Source organism: Streptomyces flaveolus (assembly GCF_044765825.1).
GTDB classification, from domain to species: Bacteria; Actinomycetota; Actinomycetes; order Streptomycetales; family Streptomycetaceae; genus Streptomyces; species Streptomyces flaveolus.
The window spans coordinates 474,471-495,263 of the sequence record NZ_JBIWKU010000006.1; the positions used below are offsets into that span (position 1 = coordinate 474,471).

25 protein-coding genes are annotated in these 20,793 nt (G+C 72.1%); 11 read left to right on the forward strand and 14 right to left on the reverse strand.

From position 1 onward, the window contains the following. Positions 1–177: 177 nt before the first annotated feature. The 5 genes from phoU (at position 178) to ACIRG6_RS21200 (ending at position 2,551) form a co-directional block, all read left to right on the forward strand. Complete coding sequence (gene phoU, locus ACIRG6_RS21180; RefSeq protein ID WP_189234035.1) at positions 178–867, forward strand: phosphate signaling complex protein PhoU; 690 nt, start codon at positions 178–180, stop codon at positions 865–867. A gap of 191 nt (positions 868–1,058) precedes the next feature. Then, positions 1,059–1,214 carry a hypothetical protein gene (locus tag ACIRG6_RS21185; RefSeq protein WP_239765799.1) on the forward strand — a complete coding sequence of 52 codons (156 nt, stop codon included), beginning with the start codon at positions 1,059–1,061 and terminating at the stop codon, positions 1,212–1,214. A 98-nt stretch (positions 1,215–1,312) separates the two neighbouring features. Further along, on the forward strand, positions 1,313–1,561 hold the full coding sequence (locus ACIRG6_RS21190; RefSeq protein WP_364674251.1) for an SCO4226 family nickel-binding protein: 249 nt from the start codon (positions 1,313–1,315) through the stop codon (positions 1,559–1,561). A gap of 117 nt (positions 1,562–1,678) precedes the next feature. Continuing rightward, complete coding sequence (locus ACIRG6_RS21195) at positions 1,679–2,017, forward strand: SCO4225 family membrane protein (RefSeq protein ID WP_450152410.1); 339 nt, start codon at positions 1,679–1,681, stop codon at positions 2,015–2,017. Between the two features lie 42 nt (positions 2,018–2,059). Next, positions 2,060–2,551, forward strand: a complete 492-nt coding sequence (locus tag ACIRG6_RS21200; protein WP_364818031.1) for a hypothetical protein — start codon at positions 2,060–2,062, stop codon at positions 2,549–2,551. Positions 2,552–2,815: 264 nt separating this feature from the next. On the opposite strand, the gene ACIRG6_RS21205 is transcribed toward ACIRG6_RS21200, so the two are convergent. Further along, the gene (locus tag ACIRG6_RS21205; RefSeq protein ID WP_189234029.1) at positions 2,816–3,577 is read right to left on the reverse strand and encodes a phosphoglyceromutase; all 762 of its coding nucleotides are present in this window, start codon (positions 3,575–3,577) and stop codon (positions 2,816–2,818) included. Positions 3,578–3,730: 153 nt separating this feature from the next. Here ACIRG6_RS21205 and ACIRG6_RS21210 point away from each other — a divergent pair, with 153 nt between their 5' ends. Continuing rightward, entirely contained in the window at positions 3,731–4,996 is a 1,266-nt protein-coding gene (locus tag ACIRG6_RS21210; protein WP_403324033.1) for an MDR family MFS transporter, read from the forward strand. Positions 4,997–5,002: 6 nt separating this feature from the next. Here ACIRG6_RS21210 and ACIRG6_RS21215 read toward each other — a convergent pair whose 3' ends face one another. Next, the gene (locus ACIRG6_RS21215; RefSeq protein ID WP_364674260.1) at positions 5,003–5,440 is read right to left on the reverse strand and encodes a DUF2000 domain-containing protein; all 438 of its coding nucleotides are present in this window, start codon (positions 5,438–5,440) and stop codon (positions 5,003–5,005) included. A gap of 49 nt (positions 5,441–5,489) precedes the next feature. On the opposite strand from ACIRG6_RS21215, the gene ACIRG6_RS21220 reads away from it, so the two are divergent. Then, a complete protein-coding gene (locus ACIRG6_RS21220) occupies positions 5,490–6,293 on the forward strand; it encodes an AraC family transcriptional regulator (RefSeq protein WP_364674262.1) in 804 nt (267 codons plus the stop codon). A gap of 7 nt (positions 6,294–6,300) precedes the next feature. Here ACIRG6_RS21220 and ACIRG6_RS21225 read toward each other — a convergent pair whose 3' ends face one another. The 4 genes from ACIRG6_RS21225 to ACIRG6_RS21240 all read right to left on the reverse strand — a co-directional run bounded on the left by ACIRG6_RS21225 (position 6,301) and on the right by ACIRG6_RS21240 (position 9,209). After that, on the reverse strand, positions 6,301–6,801 hold the full coding sequence (locus ACIRG6_RS21225; protein ID WP_403324034.1) for a type III secretion system chaperone family protein: 501 nt from the start codon (positions 6,799–6,801) through the stop codon (positions 6,301–6,303). Continuing rightward, the gene (gene mshA, locus ACIRG6_RS21230; protein WP_239765789.1) at positions 6,794–8,131 is read right to left on the reverse strand and encodes a D-inositol-3-phosphate glycosyltransferase; all 1,338 of its coding nucleotides are present in this window, start codon (positions 8,129–8,131) and stop codon (positions 6,794–6,796) included. Before mshA ends, ACIRG6_RS21225 begins: the two co-directional genes overlap by 8 nt. A gap of 129 nt (positions 8,132–8,260) precedes the next feature. After that, positions 8,261–8,800: a TetR/AcrR family transcriptional regulator gene (locus ACIRG6_RS21235; protein ID WP_364674267.1), complete on the reverse strand. Its 540-nt coding sequence runs from the start codon at positions 8,798–8,800 to the stop codon at positions 8,261–8,263. Then, the gene (locus ACIRG6_RS21240; RefSeq protein WP_364818017.1) at positions 8,793–9,209 is read right to left on the reverse strand and encodes a DUF4260 family protein; all 417 of its coding nucleotides are present in this window, start codon (positions 9,207–9,209) and stop codon (positions 8,793–8,795) included. The genes ACIRG6_RS21235 and ACIRG6_RS21240 overlap by 8 nt, the downstream gene beginning before the upstream one ends. 135 nt (positions 9,210–9,344) lie before the next feature. On the opposite strand from ACIRG6_RS21240, the gene ACIRG6_RS21245 reads away from it, so the two are divergent. The 3 genes from ACIRG6_RS21245 to ACIRG6_RS21255 all read left to right on the forward strand — a co-directional run bounded on the left by ACIRG6_RS21245 (position 9,345) and on the right by ACIRG6_RS21255 (position 13,209). Then, the gene (locus ACIRG6_RS21245) at positions 9,345–10,157 is read left to right on the forward strand and encodes a class I SAM-dependent methyltransferase (protein ID WP_364674272.1); all 813 of its coding nucleotides are present in this window, start codon (positions 9,345–9,347) and stop codon (positions 10,155–10,157) included. Between the two features lie 302 nt (positions 10,158–10,459). Beyond that, positions 10,460–11,563, forward strand: coding sequence for an NlpC/P60 family protein (locus ACIRG6_RS21250; RefSeq protein WP_403324036.1), 1,104 nt, complete (start codon positions 10,460–10,462; stop codon positions 11,561–11,563). A 269-nt stretch (positions 11,564–11,832) separates the two neighbouring features. Next, entirely contained in the window at positions 11,833–13,209 is a 1,377-nt protein-coding gene (locus ACIRG6_RS21255) for a PP2C family protein-serine/threonine phosphatase (protein WP_403324039.1), read from the forward strand. 24 nt (positions 13,210–13,233) lie between these two features. Here ACIRG6_RS21255 and ACIRG6_RS21260 read toward each other — a convergent pair whose 3' ends face one another. The 8 genes from ACIRG6_RS21260 to ACIRG6_RS21295 all read right to left on the reverse strand — a co-directional run bounded on the left by ACIRG6_RS21260 (position 13,234) and on the right by ACIRG6_RS21295 (position 20,430). Then, the gene (locus tag ACIRG6_RS21260) at positions 13,234–13,569 is read right to left on the reverse strand and encodes a DUF2516 family protein (RefSeq protein ID WP_189234018.1); all 336 of its coding nucleotides are present in this window, start codon (positions 13,567–13,569) and stop codon (positions 13,234–13,236) included. 107 nt (positions 13,570–13,676) lie between these two features. Continuing rightward, the gene (locus ACIRG6_RS21265) at positions 13,677–14,294 is read right to left on the reverse strand and encodes a hypothetical protein (protein WP_364674277.1); all 618 of its coding nucleotides are present in this window, start codon (positions 14,292–14,294) and stop codon (positions 13,677–13,679) included. A gap of 80 nt (positions 14,295–14,374) precedes the next feature. Beyond that, positions 14,375–14,857 carry a helix-turn-helix domain-containing protein gene (locus ACIRG6_RS21270; protein ID WP_364674279.1) on the reverse strand — a complete coding sequence of 161 codons (483 nt, stop codon included), beginning with the start codon at positions 14,855–14,857 and terminating at the stop codon, positions 14,375–14,377. 76 nt (positions 14,858–14,933) lie between these two features. Further along, on the reverse strand, positions 14,934–16,226 hold the full coding sequence (locus ACIRG6_RS21275; RefSeq protein WP_364674282.1) for a phosphatase PAP2 family protein: 1,293 nt from the start codon (positions 16,224–16,226) through the stop codon (positions 14,934–14,936). 300 nt (positions 16,227–16,526) lie between these two features. Further along, positions 16,527–17,459 carry an ATP/GTP-binding protein gene (locus ACIRG6_RS21280; protein ID WP_403324043.1) on the reverse strand — a complete coding sequence of 311 codons (933 nt, stop codon included), beginning with the start codon at positions 17,457–17,459 and terminating at the stop codon, positions 16,527–16,529. A 152-nt stretch (positions 17,460–17,611) separates the two neighbouring features. Next, on the reverse strand, positions 17,612–18,655 hold the full coding sequence (locus ACIRG6_RS21285) for a phosphotransferase family protein (RefSeq protein WP_403324045.1): 1,044 nt from the start codon (positions 18,653–18,655) through the stop codon (positions 17,612–17,614). A gap of 150 nt (positions 18,656–18,805) precedes the next feature. After that, positions 18,806–19,555, reverse strand: coding sequence for an HAD family hydrolase (locus tag ACIRG6_RS21290; RefSeq protein WP_350722276.1), 750 nt, complete (start codon positions 19,553–19,555; stop codon positions 18,806–18,808). Next, complete coding sequence (locus ACIRG6_RS21295) at positions 19,555–20,430, reverse strand: winged helix-turn-helix domain-containing protein (protein WP_364818511.1); 876 nt, start codon at positions 20,428–20,430, stop codon at positions 19,555–19,557. Before ACIRG6_RS21295 ends, ACIRG6_RS21290 begins: the two co-directional genes overlap by 1 nt. Positions 20,431–20,579: 149 nt before the next feature. Between ACIRG6_RS21295 and ACIRG6_RS21300 the strand changes: the two genes are divergently transcribed. After that, entirely contained in the window at positions 20,580–20,768 is a 189-nt protein-coding gene (locus ACIRG6_RS21300; RefSeq protein WP_364674289.1) for a hypothetical protein, read from the forward strand. The last annotated feature ends 25 nt before the right edge of the window (positions 20,769–20,793 follow it).

Sequence of the window (20,793 nt, forward strand, 5' to 3'; positions counted from 1 at the left end):
TCCCGGCAGCAGCCATCGGAGTGCGACCTCGAACACTCGTCGCCCAGAGTTCACCTTGGAGCCAGGGTCGGTTCACTTGTGGTGCCGGAAACGGACGCGTACGGGCCGGACGGTGTAAGCGTGGGGGTGCGGCGAGGGGTTCGAGCCCCCCTCCTAGGACGTACGAGAGGGAACCTGATGCGGGACGCGTACCACGAGGAACTGGACTCGATCGGCGACAGTCTGGTGGAGATGGCCCGGCTGGTCGGGTCGGCGATCGGGCGCGCCACGACCGCCATCCTCGACTCCGACCTGAAGCTGGCCGAGCACGTGATCGAGGGCGACCAGAAGGTCGACGAGCTCCAGCACGAGCTGGAGGCGAAGGCCATAGCCCTGCTGGCCCGGCAGCAGCCGGTGGCGACGGACCTGCGCATCGTCGTCACGTCGCTGCGGATGTCGGCCGACCTGGAGCGCTCGGGCGACCTGGCCCAGCACGTGGCCAAGCTGGCCCGGCTGCGCTACCCGGCGCGTGCGGTCCCGCACGACCTGCACGCCACGATCCTGGAGATGGGCCAGCTCGCGCAGCGCCTGATGGCGAAGGCGGCCGAGGTGATCATCACCAAGGACGTGGACCTGGCGCTCCAGCTGGAGCAGGACGACGACGCGATGGACCTCCTGCACCGCACCCTCTTCCAGCACCTGATGGACGACCGCTGGAAGCACGGCATCGAGACGGCCGTGGACGTGACCCTGCTCGGCCGCTACTACGAGCGCTACGCCGACCACGCCGTCGCGGTCGCCAAGCGGGTGGTCTACCTGGTCACGGGCGAGCACGCGGACGAGCTCCAAGCGGACATCCAGCCGGTGACGGGGGTCGAGGGGGCCTGACGGCGGTGTCGCCGGGCGGCGGGCCGTGCCGGCGAATGCCGGCCGGCCCCCGCCCGGGGCGCAGCGAGTCGACGCCTGGGGCGCATCGAGTGGCCTCCTGGGGGGCGCGCGGAAGCGCCTCAGTGCGCCGTTGATGCGACCAGGGCTCCGGGCTTCCAATGGGCTCAGGCACCAGCCTCTAGGAGGAACCCATGGCCGATTCCCCCAGCACGACACCCGACCCCGCGCAGGAACGCCGGACCGAGCAGCCCACCGACCTCCGCAACCTGCCCCTGATCGCCGCCTGCGGCTGCGGTTCGGGCTGCGGCTGCGGCTGTCAGTCGGGCAACCCGTGCCAGTGCGGCTGACGGGACGATGACGCGGTGACGCGTACGGCGGCCGGGCTCGCTCCGGCCGCCGTACGGGCGCACCCTGGAAGGGAGAATCCCGAAGGGGGTGCGAGGCCATGGCTCACTTCATGGACGTGCACCACGGCATGCACGGAATCACGGCGGACCAGCTCCACCGGGCACACCAGGCCGACCTGGCGCTGGAGAAGGACGAGGGCGTCCACTTCGAGCACGCGTGGGCGGACCCGGACTCCGGCACGATCTACTGCCTCTCCGAGGGCCCGACGGCCGAGGCGGTCCAGCGCGTCCACGAGCGCACGGGACACAAGGCGGACGAGATCCACGAGGTCTCGCTGTCGGTATGACGGCTCCTGTCTCCCCGTAGGCCGTCGCGACGCCCTGAGTGAGTACGGGTACTCAGGACGCGGAGGCGCTCCCCGTCCGACCCTGGGAACAGGACGACGACCCACGGGGAGATTCCGATGAAATCCGGCCGGATACGCACGCTGACCCGCATGACCTTCGCCAACCCCGCCTCGGCGGTCTACCTGGCACTGGTGGGCGGCGCCGTCGCCGTCGCCGTGACGCAACCGCTGCTGGCCCCCGACGCGGACGCCTCGTTCATCTGGGTCTGGCCGGCGCTGTTCACCTTCCCCACCTTGGGCTTCGCGGCGTGGCTGGGCGGGGCGGTCTGGGGCGGGGAGGCGCCGACGTGGTTCTTCACCGGCGGGATCGCGGCCTCGGCGCTGGTCCAGTCCCTGGCGCTGGGCGCGACGCTGGAGACCCTGCGAGGCCGCCGCCGGGTGCCGACGGCGGGCTGAGTCCGGCTCGGCGAGTCCCGCGCTGATCGCTAACTTGGCCCCATGGCAAGTCAGATCATCACCCTGGTCGGTGTCCTGCTGGGCGCGGTCACGTCGTTCTTCGCCGCGACGCTGGCCGAACGGGCCAAGTTCCGGCAGGCGTTGGCCACGCGGTGGGACGAGCGGAAGCTCGACGCCTACGTGGAGTACGTCTCCTGCGTGAAGGAGGCCGCACGAGCCGCGCAGTCAGCTCTGGAGGCCCGCGAGCGAGGTGACGACCCGTCCGGGGCGCTCGCGGAGATGGAGACGGCGGAGCACCGGCGCTCCTTACTGTTCGAGGGGCTCGTGCTGCTCGCGGAGGACACCGCCTCGCAGGCGGCGTGGAAGGTCAACGAGCGCCTCTGGGACCTGCTGATCCACGCCCGTGACGCGTCCAGCGCCTCCCCCACCCGCCGTGCCGAGCTCGGCTCCACGCTCATCGACGCAATGAACACCTTGCACAAGGCGGCCCGGGCGGACCTGGCGATAGGCAGGCCCCGGGCCGGAGGACGCTGACGGCCTTCTTCTCGCCCTGCGGCTGGGACAGCGTCCGACCGAGGCGCCTCTGCCGCACGTACCGGAGGATCACGACCACGATCGCGGCGAGCTGCGCGACGAACCACCCCAGCCCCGTGGGCTCGCGCCCTGGCGAGCGTGAGCGCAGGTGGTGATCGCCGCGTACAGATCTCGCCGACCCGTACGTCCGGGGAGTCCCGTCCCGCCCGCGCAAAAGCCCCCGACCTGCCGGAAGGACGCAGGCCGGGGGCTGTTCGTGCCGCGTTACTTCTTCTTGCCCTGGTTCTTCACGGCCTCGATGGCCGCCGCCGCCGCGTCCGGGTCGAGGTACGTGCCGCCCGGGTTGACCGGCTTGAAGTCGGCGTCCAGCTCGTAGGAGAGCGGGATGCCCGTCGGGATGTTCAGGCCCGCGATGTCGGCGTCGGAGATGCCGTCGAGGTGCTTGACCAGGGCGCGGAGCGAGTTGCCGTGCGCCGCGACCAGGACCGTGCGGCCGGTGAGGAGGTCGGGGACGATGTTGTCGAACCAGTACGGCAGCATGCGGACGACGACGTCCTTCAGGCACTCCGTCTGCGGGCGCAGCTCCGGCGGGAGCATCGCGTAGCGCGCGTCGGAGAACTGCGAGTACTCGGCGTCGCGGTCCAGCGGCGGCGGCGGGGTGTCGTAGGAGCGGCGCCACAGCATGAACTGCTCCTCGCCGAACTCGGCGAGGGTCTGGGCCTTGTCCTTGCCCTGGAGGGCGCCGTAGTGGCGCTCGTTCAGACGCCAGTGGCGGTGGACGGGGATCCAGTGACGGTCCGCGGCCTCCAGCGCGAGCTGGGCCGTGCGGATCGCGCGCTTCTGGACGGACGTGTGGACCACGTCGGGCAGCAGGCCGGCGTCCTTGAGCAGCTCGCCGCCGCGCGTCGCCTCCTTCTCGCCCTTCGGGGTGAGGTTGACGTCCACCCAGCCGGTGAACAGGTTCTTCTCGTTCCACTCGCTCTCGCCGTGGCGGAGGAGGATCAGCTTGTACGGTGCGTCGGCCATGGCTCCGAGCGTAATCGACCCCCCTGACCGACCGCGCGCCGCGCCCGGTGGGCGGACGGTTGACGGGAAGTGTTAATCGAGTGGCCTGCGGCGACCTCCCCCTCGTAAGTTGTGCTCACTACTTGAGCCGCTTACATGCCATCGGGGGTCCCCATGTCCGTCGCCGGGCTGAGACATGCCGCGCGCGAGTCCGTCTCCGGGCTCCCGCGCGAGTTCTGGTGGCTGTGGACCAGCACCCTGGTCAACCGGCTCGGCGCCTTCGTCGCCACCTTCATGGCGCTGTACCTGACCCTCGACCGCGGCTACTCCGCCTCGTACGCCGGTCTGGTCGCCGCCCTGCACGGGCTCGGCGGGGTCGTGTCCTCGCTGGGCGCCGGGGTGATGACGGACCGGCTCGGGCGGCGGCCCACGCTGCTCGTCGCGCAGACCTCCACCGCTGCGTCCGTCGCGCTGCTCGGCTTCATGCGGGACCCGGTCGCCATCGCGGCCGTCGCCTTCCTGGTCGGCATGGCGAGCAACGCCTCCCGGCCGGCCGTGCAGGCGATGATGGCGGACATCGTGCGGCCCGAGGACCGGATCCGCGCCTTCTCGCTGAACTACTGGGCCATCAACCTCGGCTTCGCCATCTCCTCCATGGGCGCCGGGTTCATCGCCGAGTTCAGCTACCTGGCCGGCTTCCTGATCGAGGCGGGCATGACCCTGGTCTGCGCCGTCCTCGTCTTCGTGAAGCTGCCCGAGTCGCGGCCCGAGAAGACCTCCCTGGACGCCGGCCCGGCGGGCGAGCCCCCCGTCTCCCTGATGACCGTCCTGCGCGACGGGCGCTACATGAGCGTCGTCGGGCTGTCCTTCCTGGTCGCCCTCATCTTCCAGCAGGGCTACCTGGGCCTGCCGGTCGCCATGGGCGAGGCCGGGTTCACGCCCGCGGACTTCGGCCTGGCCATCGCCGTCAACGGCGTGCTGATCGTCGTCCTGCAGATTCCGGTCACCCGGTTCATCGAGCACCGGGACCCCCGGCGGCTGCTGGTCGCCTCGTCCCTGCTCGCCGGGTACGGCTTCGGGCTCACCGCCTTCGCCGGGTCGGTCGGGGTGTTCGCCCTCACCGTGTGCGTGTGGACGCTGGCCGAGATCGTCAACGCGCCGACGCAGACGGGGCTGGTCGTGCGCCTCTCCCCCGTGCGCGGGCGCGGGCGCTACCAGGGCATGTACACCATGTCCTGGGCCGTCGCCTCGCTGGTCGCCCCGCTGATGTCGGGCTTCGTCATCGACCACTGGGGCGCCGAGTGGCTGTGGGGCATGTGCGCGGTCGTCGGCACGGTGGCCGCCGTGGGCTACGGGGCGCTGATGCGGCGGCTGCCGCAGGACGAGCCGACGGCCTCCGAGACGTCCCTGGTCGCGAAGCCCGAGGTCAGCGCGGCCTGACGCCCGTCACGGGTGCATCCGCGCCCCCTTCAGCACCTTGTCCACCGCGTTCTTCGGGCCGTACACCGCCAGTCCGACCAGGTCCAGCTCCGCGGTCGGCACGGCCCTCACCGCCGCCCGGTTGTCGCGGTCGTTGCCGGTGGTGAAGAGGTCGGAGGTGAACACCGCGCGGGGCAGGGCGCGGGACAGCACACGCGCGTGGGCGTTGGTCAGCGTCTCCTTGGTGCCCTCGAAGACCAGCACCGGCTGCCGGAACATCGGCAGGTAGGCGGTCGCGTCGGCGTCCTCGTACGGTTCGCCGATCACCTCGGGGATCTGGGCGCCCAGGCCGCTGACCAGGAACGCGGTGACGTTGAGGCGCTGCCAGGTCTCCAGGTCCTCGCGCAGCAGGACGGCGATCTTGGTGTCGAAGCGGACGGGGCTCTCGGTGTCGTGCGTGCTCATACCGTGAGACTGCCGGTCGGCGCGGGGCGCGGTCTTGTACGTTTTTTGCATGGCCGACCAGCGGCAGGTGTCCGCCTGGCGTCCCCGGGTCCCGGGCGTCGTCGAGGTCTTCCACGCCCACTACACCGAGTACAGCTACCCGATGCACGTCCACGACGCCTGGACGCTGCTCATCGTGGACGACGGGGCGGTGCGCTACGACCTGGACCGGCACGAGCACGGCACGCCGCACGACACGGTGTCGCTGCTGCCGCCGCACGTGCCGCACAACGGCTCCCCCGCCACCCCGGACGGCTTCCGCAAGCGCGTCCTGTACCTGGACGCCTCCCGGCTCGGCGAGGAGCTGATCGGGCGCGCGGTCGACGCCCCCGACCTGCGTGACCCGGTGCTGCGGCGGCGGGTCGGGCAGGTGCATGCCGCGCTCGCCCGGCCCGGTGACGAGCTGGAGGCGGAGAGCAGGCTGACGCTGATCGGGGAGCGGCTGCACGCCCACCTGCGGCCCCGGGGCGCGCCCGGTTCCGCGCGCCCCGACCCCGTCCTCGCCCGCCGGCTGCGGGAGTTGCTGGACGAGCGGGTCGTCGAGGGCGTCGGCCTGGAGGAGGCCGGCGGGCTGGTGTCCGCCCATCCGGCCCATCTGGTGCGGGCGTTCAGCACGGCGTACGGGATCGCCCCGCACCAGTACCTGATGTCCCGTCGGGTGGATCTGGCCCGGCGGCTGCTGCTCGCGGGACGTGCGCCGGCCGACGTGGCGGGCGCGACCGGGTTCTACGACCAGGCCCATCTGACCCGGCACTTCAAGCGGCTGGTGGGGGTCACGCCGGGGCGCTACCGCACCGGAGCGCAGCGGCGCTGACGGGGCGTCAGTCCTCGGAGCGCTCGATCAGGTGCTGGAACGCCTCCAGGTTCCGCGTCGACTCCCCGCGCGAGGTGCGCCACGCGTACTCCTTGCGGATGGCGGACGCGAAGCCCAGCTCCAGCAGGGTGTTGAAGGCGCCGTCGGCGGCCTCCAGGACCTGCCCGAGGAGGCGGTCGATCTCGTCGGCGGTGACGGCGGACAGCGGGAGCTTGGCGGTGACGTAGACGTCGCCGAGGCGGTCGACGGCGTAACTCACCCCGTACAGCTTGAGGTTGCGCTCCAGCAGCCAGCGGTGGACGGCCGGTTCGTTCTCGTCGGGGTGGCGGACGACGAAGGCGTTCAGGGAGAGGGAGTGCCGGCCCAGGAGGAAGGAGACCGTGGTCGACAGTTTGCGGGTGCCGGGGAGCTTCACGACGTAGTTGCCGGGCTCGGGGCTCTCCCACTCCAGCTCGGCGTTCTTCAGGGCGCCCTCGAGGATCTGCGCTGCCTTCTGTCCCTCAGCCATGGTGGGAGCGTACGCGACGGCGGTGGGACTGGGCCGCGGCCGTGTAGACGTCGGCCGTCGCCGCGGCGGCGCTGTCCCAGCCGAAGGACTGGGCGTGCCGGGCGGCGGCGTCGCCCATGCGGGACACGAGGTCCGGCTGGTCGGCGAAGTCGCGCAGCACGCGCGCGTAGGCGGCGGGTTCGTGGCCCTGGACGAGCCGGCCGGTGTGCCCGTCGCGCACGGCGACCGGGAGGCCGCCGACCGCTGCGGCGAGCACGGGCGTACCGGCCGCCTGGGCCTCGATGGCGACCAGGCCGAAGGACTCGCTGTAGGACGGCATGACCAGTACGGACGCGGCCCGGAACCAGTCGGCGAGCTGTTCCTGCCCGACCGGCGGGCGGAACCGTACGACGTCGGCGATGCCGAGCCGCGCGGCGAGTTTCTGCAGGCCCTCCGGCTTGGCGAGGCCGCTGCCGCTGGGCCCGCCGACGACGGGGACGACGATGCGGGAGCGCAGCTCGGGGCGTTCGTCGAGGAGGACGGCGACGGCGCGCAGCAGGACGTCGGGGGCCTTCAGGGGCTGTATGCGGCCGGCGAAGAGCGGGATCAGGGCGTCCTGCGGCAGGCCGAGGCGGGCGCGGGCGGCGGCGCGGCCGTCGGCGGGGCGGAACCGGTCGAGGTTGACGCCCGGGTGGACGACGGCGACCTTGGCCGGGTCGGCGGCGTAGTGCCGGACGAGTTCGTCGGCCTCCTCGGCCGTGTTGGCGATCAGCCGGTCGGAGGCGGCGACGATCTGGGTCTCGCCGATGACGCGGGCGGCCGGTTCCGGGGTGTCGCCGTCGGCCAGGTTGGCGTTCTTGACCTTGGCCATGGTGTGCATGGCGTGCACCAGGGGGGCGCCCCAGCGCTGGGCGGCGAGCCAGCCGACGTGGCCGGAGAGCCAGTAGTGGGAGTGCACGAGGTCGTAGTAGCCGGGGCGGTGTCCGGCCCAGGCCTGCATCACTCCGTGGGTGAAGGCGCACAGCTGGGCCGGCAGGTCCTCCTTGGCGAGCCCCTCGTAGGGGCCGGCGTCGACGTGCCGGACGAGGACGCCGGGGGACAGTTCGACGGTGGGCGGGAGAGCGGCGGTGGTCGCGCGCGTGAAGATCTCGACCTCGATGTTGATCGCGGCCAAGCGCTGCGCGAGCTCCACGATGTAGACGTTCATGCCGCCGGCGTCGCCGGTGCCGGGCTGGTGGAGCGGTGAGGTGTGCACGGAGAGCATGGCGACGCGGCGGGGCCTGCGATGCAGCCGCAGCCGCGTGGAGGCCGCCGGTGAGCGACGCCCGAGCCTGCTGACGTACTGGCTCACGAGCCGTTCCTCCTCGCTGCGGGCATGCCGGTCGGAGGACAGGCGCCGCCCTCCAAGGAGGGGGAACACCGGATGACGGTGCTCCATTTCCGGTTCGCCGCCCTTTACCGAATCATTACCGCTTGTCGCTCAACCGTTCGATGACACGGCGCGCACGAGGGCCTCCATGCCCTTCCTCCACGCCTCCGCCAGGTCCGCCTCCGCGGGAAACCGGCCGTGGATCTCGAGGATCACCATCCCGTGCGCGAACGCCCAGACCGAGCGCGCCAGGTCCCCGTCCCCCGCGCAGGCCTGCAGTACGGGTGCGGCGGCCCGGTCCTCCAGGCCGGCCGGGAGGGACTCGCGGGGCAGGGGGCGTTCGTTGGCCAGGCAGTACAGGTGGGGGTGCGCGAGCGCGTAGGCCCGGTACGCCCGCGCCAGCGCCATCGGCGAGCCGGGCTCCCGCGCCACGGCGGTCTCCATCGCTTCGGCGGCCTCGGCGAGGAACTGTGCGACCAGTTCGACCTCGACGGCCTTCTTGTCCGGGAAGTGCTTGTAGAGGGAGGGGGCCTTGATGCCGATGCGGTCGGCGAGCGCCCGCAGGGTGAGCGCGGCGGGCCCGGACTCCTCCAGGAGGGCGCGTGCCGCCGCGGCGATCTCACGGGCCCGGGGGGACAGGCGGTCAGCCACGCTGGAAGCCCTCCTTCGTACGCAGTCCGTAGCCGAAGGCGCGATCGTACGAGATGTGGGCGAGCCACCCGCACAGCGCGGCGAACGCGGGTGCCCAGGTCAGCGGCGTCACGGTGGAGATCACGACGAGCGCGAGCGGGATCAGGGCGCGGTGGGCGGCGTTGTAGTACGGCACCGCGCGGGGCGGCAGCTGCCCCCTCTCCATGCGGGGCGCGTCGGACAGGCCCGCCAGGAAGGTCAGGTCGGGCGCCAGGAAGAAGGCGAACGCCAGGAGTCCCGCGGTCCAGCCGTGGTTCACGGCCTCCAGGACGGCGAACGCGGACCAGAACAGCGCGCCCAGCAGCCAGGCGGTGCGTCGGGCGACGGCGAGTGCGCGCCAAGGACGTGGGGTGGCGGTGACCGTGCTCATGGGTTCGTTCCCCTCCTGCCGGGCGGGACGACGTAGGCTAACGTCGTTAGCTCCACCGTAGGGCTAACGACGTTAGCCGTCAAGCGCGCGTCCCCGACCCGGCTCGGCCGGGAGCGGCCGCATACCCTCGTACGCATGACAGCCCGCGCCACCCCCCGCCCCGTAGGGACGGTCACGCGCGGGACGACGAACCCGAACCGGCTGCGCCGCATGGACCGCTGGATCGCGGCCGCGCACGGTGCCGAACTGCGCCGCGCCGCCGACCCCGTCGCCGTCGACCTCGGCTACGGCGCGGCCCCCTGGACCGCCGTGGAGCTGCTGCACCGCCTGCGCACCGTCGCGCCGCGCACGCGCGTGGTGGGCGTCGAGATCGACCCGGCGCGGGTGGCGGCGGCCGAGCCGTACGCGCGCGAGGGGCTCGTCTTCCGGCACGGCGGCTTCGAGGTCCCCGTCCCCCGGCCCCCGTCGCTGATCCGCGCGGCGAACGTGCTGCGCCAGTACGACGAGGACGAGGTCGCCGCCGTCTGGCAGCGGCTGTGCGCGCGGCTCGCGCCGGCGTCACCGCACTCCCGCGGCGGACTCCTGGTCGAGGGCACCTGTGACGAGATCGGGCGGCGGCACGTGTGGGTCGCACTCGGACCGGAGGGGCCGCGCACGGTCACCTTCGCCACCCGGCTCGGCTCGCTGGACCGCCCCTCCGACCTGGCCGAACGGCTGCCCAAGGCGCTCATCCACCGCAACGTCCCCGGCGAGCCGGTGCACGCCTTCCTGCGCGACTTCGACCGCGCCTGGGCCGCTGCCGCGCCCTACGCCGCCTACGGGGCCCGCCAGCGCTGGATGCGGGCGGTGCGGGACCTGGGCGCCGACTGGCCGGTGAGTGACGGTCCGGTGCGGTGGCGGCAGGGCGAAGTGACGGTGCGCTGGGAAGCGTTGGCCCCGCGCGGCTGAGCGGCAGCCGCGACACGGGAACGATCTCCGTGAGGTGTTCGTCACACAGCACGGGAAACGCCGCGCCGGCACAGCGGGGGAAGACGGAGGGAAGCGGGAGGGAAGCGGTGGCGAAGCGGGCGGGAAACAGCGGGAGATACGGGCGGAGAAACAGCGGGAGAAGCTGCGGCAAAGCCGTGGCAAGCGGGGGGAAGCCCTCCACAAGCCCCGGAAGCAGCCCCTCTGTCGCTTTCCGCGCCGGCATGGCACGATCCCTCGAACGACCGAAGTTACTGACGGTAAATCAGTTGTGGGGGCGAGGTATGCGTACGGGGAAGCGTGGCTTGACGACTGCCGCCGTGACCGTGGTCTGCGCGGTCACCGTGCTGGCCGCCCCGGGCACGGCGTTCGCGGCCCCAGGCCCCACCCCGTCACCGACGGCCTCCTCGACGGCACCGCCCACGGCGGCTCCCGGCAAGGATCTGGAGGCCGTGCGCAAGAAGCTCGACAAGCTCTACCGCGCGGCGGCCTCGGCCACGGACGAGTACAACGCCGCCGAGGAGAAGGCGCAGCAGCAGTCCGCCGAGATCGTCGCTCTGGCCAAGAAGATCGTCGAGGGCCAGGAGGAGCTGGACCGCCTCAAGGACCGGGCGGGTGCCGCGGCCCGCGCCCAGTACCGCACCGGCGGGCTGTCCGACGAGGCCAAGCTGATCCTGAGCGAGGACCCCGAGGAGTTCCTCGACAGCACCGGCCGGGTGATGCAGGGCCAGCGCGCCACCAAGGGCCTGCTCGGCGAGATGGCCCGCACCCAGGAGGACCTGAAGGCCTACCAGGCGGACGCCTCCGCCCAGTGGAGGAAGCTGGAGGGCAACCGCAAGGCCAAGGCCAAGGCCCAGAAGAAGATCGAGGAGCAGATCGCGGCGGCCGAGAAGCTCGAGTCCGAGCTGGAGCAGGAGGAGAAGGAGCGCCTCGCCCGGCTGGAACGGCTGGCCCAGGAGAAGGCCCAGGCCGCCTGGCTCGGCTCCGGCGTCGTCAAGGACCTCGACGCCTCCGCGACCGAGCAGGGCAGGAAGGCCGTGGAGTACGCCACCGCCCAGCTCGGCAAGCCGTACCAGTGGGGCGCCGAGGGCCCGGACGCGTACGACTGCTCCGGCCTGACCTCACAGGCGTGGGTGGCGGCCGGGCAGACGATCCCGCGCACCTCGCAGCAGCAGTGGCAGCAGCTGAGGCACGTCGACATCAAGGACATGCGCCCCGGCGACCTGATCATCTACTTCGACGACGCCAGCCACGTCGGGATGTACGTCGGTGACGGCAAGGTCGTCCACGCCCCGCGTCCCGGGCGCACGGTGACGATCACGGGGGCGGGCACGATGCCGATCCTCGGCGTGGTGCGGCCGGACACGGCGACCGCGCCCCCGCGGTGACGCGGGCCACTCGGTCCGTGCCCCGGGCGTGACGCCGCCCACGTGACCCAGTCCACGCCGGACGCCCGCCCCGCGTGACGTTCGTCATCCCCGTGCCGCGGTCGACGTGTCCAACTGCGGTACGGATCGCGGCATATGACAGTGGCCGATGGCCGTCCGACGTGTTGTGGACCATTCCGCAGCGGCGCCGTCACCCGCTATGGTCCCCGTCGGTGGGTCGAGGTCCCTCGCCCCGCCATGCCCTCGGGGGGAGGGAAGGAACCCAGACGATGCCCGTACCCGTACCGCGGCAGAGGGCGATCCCGGCCGTGGAGTGTGGTCAGGCGCCCGCCGCGTCCCCGCGGAGCGGCCGTTCCCAGGAGCAGGCCCCGCTCGGGACGAACCCGGCCGAGAACCCCACCAGTCAGCGAGAGACCCCGACGGAGAAGCGCGAGAAGACCACGGACCAGCGAGAGAGCACCCCTCCCACGAACCTGACGCTGCTGCTGATCGAGGACGATCCGGCCGGCTCGCCGATCGTGCCGGACCTGCTCGACCAGGCCGGCAAGCCGATCCGCGTCCGCACCGCCCGCAACCTCACCGAGGCCGAGCGGCTGCTGACCGACGACGTCCACTGCATCCTGCTGGACCTCGCCCTGTCCGCCCCGGCGCGGGCGGGCGACGGCGAGGGCGACGACGAGCTGGCGGTGCTCAAGCACGTACTGGAGCTGGCGCCCCGGCACGCGGTGCTCGCGCTCACCTCCTCCAGCGACGCCGAGCGCGGCGCGGAGGCGGTGGCGGTCGGCGCGCAGGACTACCTGTTCCGCGACGAGCTGGACGGCCGGCTGCTGAGCCGGGCCATCCGCTACGCCGTCGAGCGCAAGCGGTCCGACTCGGCGGAGCGGCGTCTGGCCGAGGGCCGGCTGCGCGCGCAGGAGAACGCGCGCCTGGAGCGCGGTCTGCTGCCGACCCCGCTCCTGGAGGGCTCCCCGCTGCGGTTCGCCGCCCGCTACCGTCCGGGCCGTTCGCGCGCCCTGCTCGGCGGCGACTTCTACGACGTGGTCCGCACCCCGGACGGCACCGTGCACGCCATGATCGGCGACGTCTGCGGGCACGGCCCGGACGAGGCGGCGCTCGGCGTGGAGCTGCGGATCGCCTGGCGTGCGCTGACCCTGGCGGGACTGTGCGGGGACCAGCTGCTCGGCACGCTGCAGCAGGTGCTGGAGCACGAGCGCTCCGACGACGAGATCTTCGCGACGCTGTGCACCGTGGACATCGCGCCGGACGGGCGCCGCGCGGGCCTGTGCCTGGCCGGACACCCGGCGCCGCTGATCGCCGACCCCGGGATGCCCGCCCGTCTGCTGCCGTACGACAACAACGGCCCGGCGCTCGGACTGCTGCCGGGTGCCCGCTGGCCGCGCATGCAGGTGGAGCTGGGCGCCGAGTGGAGCCTGATGCTCTACACCGACGGCCTGATCGAGGGCCACATCGGCGAGGGCCGCGAGCGGCTCGGCCAGGACGGCATGGTGGAGTTGGTCCGCCGCCGCTTCGCCGACGGCCTGCGCGGCGAGGAGCTGATCCGGACGGCCGTGAACGAGGTCCGCGACCTCAACGGCGGCGAGCTGACGGACGACGTGGCCGTCCTGCTGCTGGACCGGACTCCCTGACCGCCCCGCAGGGCGGCGCGGGGGTCAGCGTCCGCCGTTGTACGGTCCGTACGGGCCGTCGCTGCTGGAGCCGCGGCGGCTGTTGCGGCCGCCGCCCGGCAGGCCGCGCAGCACGGGCCGTACGTCGACCATGTACACGATCGTCGCGACGAGACCGATGATCGGCAGGAACGACAGGATCGGGAAGAGCAGGTTCACCACGAACGCGAGTCCGAGGATGATCAGCCAGAACGGCTTGGTCTTCTTGTCGGCCGCGCGGTAGGCGTCCTCCCGGCGCGTGGCCGCGTCGATCAACGCGAAGCCGCTGAAAACGATCAGGGCGGTGCTCAGCAGCCACATGAAGCCTGCGAACCCCTGCATCAGCACAACGTCCACCACCAGACTCGGGTCGTCATTACGCGGTCACCGTACCCGGAGAACGGGCCGGACACCCCAAGGGTGCCCGGCCCGCATGTGCTTCCGCTCTCCTACTTGGCGGGCGGCGTCGTCTTCTTGGCGACGGTGGTGGGGGTGGGGGTGGGGGTGGGCTTCTTCACCGGAGCCTTGCGGGCGGCCGCCGGGGTCTTCTTCTCCGCGGCCGGCTTGTCCTCCGTGACCGTGACGGGTGCGGGCTTCGGCTCGACGGCCACGGCCACCTCCTCCACGCCCTCGGCGAGGTCCTCGATGCCGTCGGCGGCCTGGCCGCGCCAGGTGCGCACGGCCTGCTCGCCGTGCTCGGCGACCTTCTCGTAGGTCTCCCGGGCCTTGACGGCGTACTCGGCGGCGACGCCGACACCGCGCAGCGCGAGGTCCTGGGCGGTCTCGCCGAGCTTCTTGAAGTCGGCGTCGAGGGACCCGAGGAGCTCGTTGACCTTGGTCTGCAGGGTGCCCTGCGTCTCCTTGACGCGGGCCGTCGCCTTCTCCTGGACGGCCTTCGGGTCGGTGTTGCGCACGGCCTCGATACGGGCCGGCGCCTCGGTGCGCAGCTGCTCCACCAGCACCGGCACCTTCTTGGCCTGCTGGAAGGCGAGGTCGGCGGTGCCGGCGGCGAAGTAGAGCGGGGTGGGGTCGCTGAGGGTCTTGCGCAGGTCGTCGGTGATGGCCATGGTGCTGGTCCTCCCGGAATGCGTTCGGCTGAGGGTGGGTTGGTGGTCCCGCGCCCGGCCGGCCGGCTGCTCGCTCCTGCTCATCCGGCCGTCTGCTGCGGGTCGGCGTCGCTGCCGCCGCTCGTACGGAGGCGGCGGCCGGGTATGGAGCCGCCACCGCCGAGGCCGCCCTCGGGGGCGTCGTCGGCGACTTCGCCCGCGACGTCGTCCGTACCGAACCCGTTCTCCTTGCGGAAGGAGTCGTAGATCTGGAGCAGCACCTGCTTCTGCCGCTCGTTCAGCGTGGGATCGGCGAGGACGACCGCACGCGTCTCCACCTCGTCCCGGTCCCGTTCCGCGTCAAGAATCCCGGCACGGACATACAGCGTCTCGGCGGAGATCCGCAGCGCCTTGGCGACCTGCTGGAGCACCTCCGCGCTCGGCTTGCGCAGCCCGCGCTCGATCTGGCTCAGGTACGGATTCGACACCCCGGCGGCATCGGCGAGCTGCCGCAGCGACAGCTGCGCGTTGCGCCGCTGCTCGCGCAGGTACTCACCGAGATTGCCGACGTTGAGCGAAGCCATGACTCCACCATGCACCAGCGTGCTAACTATTGCAAGCAGCCGCTTGCAAGAGTGCGCCTGCCCGGCGCCGCCGGGCTCACACCAGTTCGGGCTGGGGACGCGCCTGCGGTGCCGGTACCGGCACCGCCTCGGGGTCCCACAGCCCGGTGGTCCGCGTGTACCCGTACACCACCGAGGCCATCGCCAGCAGCAGAAGCGGACCGGCCACCCACGGGTGCGCGGCCATCTCCACGGGCAGGTAGCGGTACGAGACGAGCAGCGCGGCGAACACCGTCGCGCCGTAGGCGACCAGCCGGATGCCCGGCCAGTCCAGACCGCGGTCGAACGTGCGCAGCCCCGCCTCGACCGTGCACGCGAACACCACGCCGGCCACCAGGTCCACGCCGTAGTGGTAGCCGAAGCCCAGCGTCGCGGTGAGCGTGGCGACCAGCCAGACCGCGCCCGCCCAGCGCAGGACGCGGGGGCCGGTGCGGGAGTGGATGAAGATCACGACGGCCCATGCCGTGTGCAGGCTGGGCATGCAGTTGCGCGGGGTAAAGGCGTCGTACGGCATGTCCTGCGGGGCGCCGGCCGGCGGCAGCGTGTGCGGCCACAGGTGGGCCACCGCCCATGGCCCGCCACCGGTGCCCCAGGCGCCGTCGCCGTAGGCGAAGATCGGCCCGACCACCGGGAAGACCATGTAGACAGCCGGCCCGAGCAGGCCGACGGCCAGGAAGGTGCGCACCAGGTGGTGGCGCGGGAAGCGGCGCTCGGCCGCCACCTTGCGCAGTTGCCACACGGCGATCACGACCGCGGCCACGGGGAGCATGACGTAGACGAAGTCGAGGATCCGGTGGCCGACCGAGCCGGTGGCCCCGACGATCCGGCCGGCCACCCACGACGGGTTGCCCAGCGCGTGGTCGGCGCTCGCCAGGTACTGGTCGAGCACCGTCGGGCGGGTCTTCGACGTGATGAGCAGCCAGGCGTCGCCGGTCTTGCGGCCGGCCACCAGCAACAGCCCCAGCCCGACGCCCTTCAGCAGCAGGACGCGTTCCGGCCCGGTGCGGCGCGTGACGGCGACCACCGCGCCGCCCAGGATCACCCACAGCGCGCCGTTGCCGAAGTTCATCTCGGCACCGGCCGCCCACCGCACCAGGGCGAAGACGACGTCGATGCCGACCGCGACGCCGGCCGCGACGAACCGCTGCCGCCAGGTGAGCACCACCATCATCAACGCCATGCTGGCGTACAACAGCGGCCCGGAGGCGGGAGCGAAGACCACCTCACGCGCCTGGTTGGTGATCGGTCCCGGCTCGCCGTAGTGGCGCGCGGCGATCTCCAGTGCGACGAGGAACCCGAGGACCGCCACACCCGCCGTGGTCCACAGCATCACCCGTGGCCGACGCCACGCGGTGAACGTGCTTCTGACGCTTATTCGCGACAACAGGCGCGACGCTGCAGATATCAATTTTCGGCCGATTTGTGAGGAACAGGCGGTTAAGGAAACACGAACGAGTGATGGGCGATCACCGCAAGTTCGGACATGCTAGCGAATCCGGTGCGGGGCGCGTCCATGGCTTTCGGACCTGTCCTTCAGAGCGGCAGCCGCCGCGCGTGCGCCACGTCCGGCCGGGACACCGCCCGGCGGTCTCCTGCGCTCACGCAGGCCGGTCACGCTCGTGGCGCGGGTCTACGCGCCGCTCCCGTCGGCCGCGGAGAGCGGCTCCAGGGCACTCGCCGCGTCCCACAGGACACCGAAGAACGCCCGCCTGCGAGCGACCACGTCCCGCCCCCGCTCGCTGTCGTCCCGGCACCAGCGGGTCAGCAGCGAGCCGTGCCCGATGAGGTCGAGCAGCTGGTCGTCGTCGTGCGACCGCGACGGGGCCGGGACCAGGGACCGGTACTCGTCCGGCCTCAGGTCGATCTTGTCGTAGATCCCCTCGAACACCACGTCGTCGTCGATGACGTAGAGCTTCAGCGACGGCGACATGTGCACCACCCGGAACTCGACCGACAGCGCGCCCTGTCCCCTGCGGAGCATCCGGCCGCGCATCATCCGCAGGTCGCGCTCGTACCCCGCGATCTTCCCGACCAGGTACCGGCGGAATCCGGGGGCGTCCGCCAGCTTGCCGTCCGCGTCCCGCACCAGGCCGGGAACCTCCATCGGCCGTGTGAAGTCCGGTACCAGGATGCGGACGTCCACCGACCGCGACGGGTCCGGAGGGAGATCCTCCAGCACCCTCCTCATCGGGTCGGCGAAGGTCTCCCCGGTGAAGCACATCCCCCAGAGCCGGACGTCGCCGCCGCGCCGGAGCGCCTCGGCGCACTCCCGCACCAACTGGTCCGTCGTGGCGTGCTCGCCCGACTGCGGCCGCAGCCGCGCCGTCAGGTCCCGGACTTCCTCGCCCAGCCGCCGGACCGTCTCGTCCAGTCGCCGCGTCTGCTCCCGCTGCGCGTCGTGCGCCGTGTTCAGCCGCAGCACCTCCGCGTAGAGCACGTAGCCCACGATGCTGAGCAGTGCTCCGCCGATGTAGGTCTTGCCCTGCAGGGCGTCGCCCACCGGCTTGACGAACTGGGCCACGAGGCCGACGCAGAAGACGGCCAGCAGCAGCACCCTGGTCACCGCCGGCTCGGCACGACTCCACCGCGCCGCCATTCTGCCGCCCAGCGACGGTCCGCGCTCCGGCACCAAGTCCCCCCGTGGACGCATGAGTTCTCACCGCGCCCACTCATGGTGCCCGGTACCGGTGCCGGCCGGAAGAGGGCGGCGCGGGCCTATGCGGGCCGTCGGGCCGGGTGCGAGGGGACGTCGTCCGGCCGGCCGTGTTCACCGTGCCAGGCCCGCAGCGCGTCCAGGACCTGTTCCCGGCCCGGTACGTCGACCAGCTGGAGCGGCTCGCGGGCCCGCCGCGTCGCACGCCGGACGCGGTCGGCGGCGAGGCCGAAGTGCTCCGGGCCCGCGTCGGCGGGCAGGTCGAGGGCCGCGCGCATCACGTCGGGGAAGACGGACTGGGCGTGCTCGAACGCGAGGTAGACGGGGAGGTCGTCGTCCAGGCCGGCGGTCAGCTCGGCGAGACCCGCCTCCTCCATCGCCTCGGCCCACAGCTCCGTCATGCGGACCTGGTCGTGCTTCTCGTACCCCATGCGGACGAGGTGCGTCGCGAGGTCGTGCAGGGGGTCGCCGAATATCGCCAGCTCCCAGTCGATCACCGTGAGCCGCTTGCCCCGGAGCACCGCGTTGGCACGGTGGACGTCCGTGTGCAGCAGCCGGAACGGCCTGGCCGTCCGGCAGCGGTGGTGCGCCGCGAACCGTGCCATCGCGTCCTGGGGGACGCCGACCGCGTCGAAGAGCGCGCCGAAGCGGTCCCGGTTGGGGCGGTGCACCCGCTCCTCGGTGAAGCGGACGAGCCAGTCCAGGAAGCCCTGCGTGTCACCGTCCTCGGGCCAGTCGCCGGGGCGGTCCGGCAGTTCCGCCACGGGGACCCGCGCGGTCCTGACGAAGAACGCGGCGAACTCGCGCATGAGCGTCTCGTCCGCGCCCCCGGCCTCCTCGGTCCGGAGCTCGCTGAGCGCCCGGCCCATCCGGTACCGGTGCACGGAGCGGTCGCCGAGGTCGGCGAGGCACGGCGGCACCTCGCGCAGGTGCCGGCACACGACGCGGAGCACCTCCGACTCCCGCGGCCAGATGCGCGGCACGACCTCGACGGTCGTCAGCGGGACGCGGTACTTGAACCGGGTGAACGGCACGGCACCCAGCAGCAGCGCCAGCACCGGTCCGGCGCGCAGCACGTAGTTGGTGTTGTGGTGCCCACGCAGCACCTCGACCCTGCCACGGAGCCTCCGGGACTCCACAAAATGGCGCACAAGCGCCTTGTGCGCTCGGTGTGGCAGACGGTGCATGGCCGGAGAGTAGCGCCTCCGGTCCGTCACCGGCGGCCGCGTCCGAAGGGTGTCCGCCGAACGCCGGAGTCAGCCGCCGGACGCCCCGCCGGTGCGGAGCAGTGCCAGCAGCGGTTCGAAGGAGCCGATGACGGTGTCCGCGCCGGCGTCCCGCAGGGACTTCTCCTTGCGTTCGTTGCGGGCGTAGCCGAGGAAGGGGACCTGGGCCAGCCGGGCGGCCTCGCAGTCCGAGGGGGAGTCGCCGATGAACAGGGAGGCGGACGGCGCGGCCCCCATCGCGCTGAGCGCCCGGACGAGGGTGTGCGGGTCGGGCTTGAGGAGCCTCAGTTCCTGGGTGCGGCCGTAGATGTGCGGGGTGAAGCACGGCAGCAGGCTCCGGCCGGTCAGATAGGTGCGCACGACCCGCGGGGCGTTGTTGGTGGCGACGGCCAGCCGCACGCCCACGGCCGTCCAGGTCCGGATCAGCGGATCGGCGTACGCGGTCGGCATGGCGGAGGCGGTGGCCCGCAGCTCCTCCTGGGTGAGGCGTTCCTCCAGTTCCGCCACCAGGTCGCTGTCGGGATGCCGGCGGTCCACCGCGCGCAGCACCGCGTGCGGGTCCGGCGACTCCCGTTCCTCCTGGGTCAGCAGGCCGCGCAGCCCGCGCTCCTCGAGCCAGTCGACGAGGTCGGCCGCCACCCGCTCCGCCGTGTGCCCGGCGAACAGCCGGCAGATCGGCCCGTCGAAGTCCCAGAGCACGAACCGGGCGCCGCGCACCAGCCGTCCGAGGTTCTCCGTGTCCGCCGCCACCGGCTCGGTCTGCGTCGTATCAGAAGTCACTAGGAGAGTGTCATGTCCGTGGTGATGGTTTCCCAGAGGGCGTCGAACCACTTCTGTGATTCCTTCACGAACACCGCGTCCCGCTGCCCCGTCCGCGTCAGGAAGGAGAACAGCAGCGACTGGGAGCCGAGGGCGTCGTACATCTCCAGCGTCCGGCTCTCGTACTCCTCCTCGCGCCGGGTGAGCATGTAGTAGCCGAGGAGCGCCTCCTCGCCGTTGAGCAGGTACAGCTTCATCGGCGGGGTGAAGGGCAGGGCGCGGAAGGCGATGCGCACGTCGACGCGGTGGGTGGACCGCACGGCGTACAGGTTGTGCTGGAGGACGCGGGCCTGGGCGTTGCGCATCTGCAGCCAGCGCTGGTGGACCGGGTCGTCCTCCTCGTCCTCGACCAGGACGGGGAAGGCCAGTTCGATGTCCCGTGACGGCATCAGCACGCGGAAGTCGATCGACTCCGGGCGGATCCGGCCCTCGTGGATCAGCCGGAGCGGCTCGCTGAGCGCCAGCATCAGCGTCTCCGAGGTGTGGCACACGACGTCCACCCGCACGTGGGGCGCCGAGAACGCCTCCGACAGCCGGGGCCCGAGCGCCACCATCGTCGGCTGGGGCTCGCCCCGGGCCGGAGGGGGCTCGGCGATGCGGGGCGGGCTGCCCTTGCTGACGTTGGTGAGCAGGCCGTCCTCCTGGAGGGCCCGCAGTGCCTGGCGGACGGTGCCGCGCTCCACCTTGAACTCGTCGGCCAGCTCGGCCTGGGTGGGCAGGCGGTCGCCCGCCTTGAGGTCGCCCCCGCGGATCCGTTCCCGCAGGATGTCGGCGATCTCCTGGGCCGAGAGCCTTCTGCTGCCGTTCACGGACACGTTCTCCTGAGTCACGACCAGACGCTACAACTCCGACCTACCTAGCGGGAGTTGTTTGAAACTTGTTTATAACTAGTAGCCAAGTGGGGACAACATAGGCAGAGTTGGTTGCCAACTTATTCGAGTTGGCGGAAGTTTTACGTCCCGAAGCTTCCGAAGGGGGAAAGACCATGCCCGTCCTCGCCCTCGTCTCCGCGGTCCTCGTCGTCACCTTCGAGCAGATCGTCCAGTGGAGGTACGGCGCCACCGGAGTCGTCGGCCTGCTCCTGCTCACCATAGGCATCAAGGCCAAGAGCCCGTCCGTCAGCTCCGCCGGCGCGGTGGTGCTGGCCCTGCTGGTCGCGGGGCCCGCCCTGTGAGGGGCCGGCCCCCGGATCCGCACGG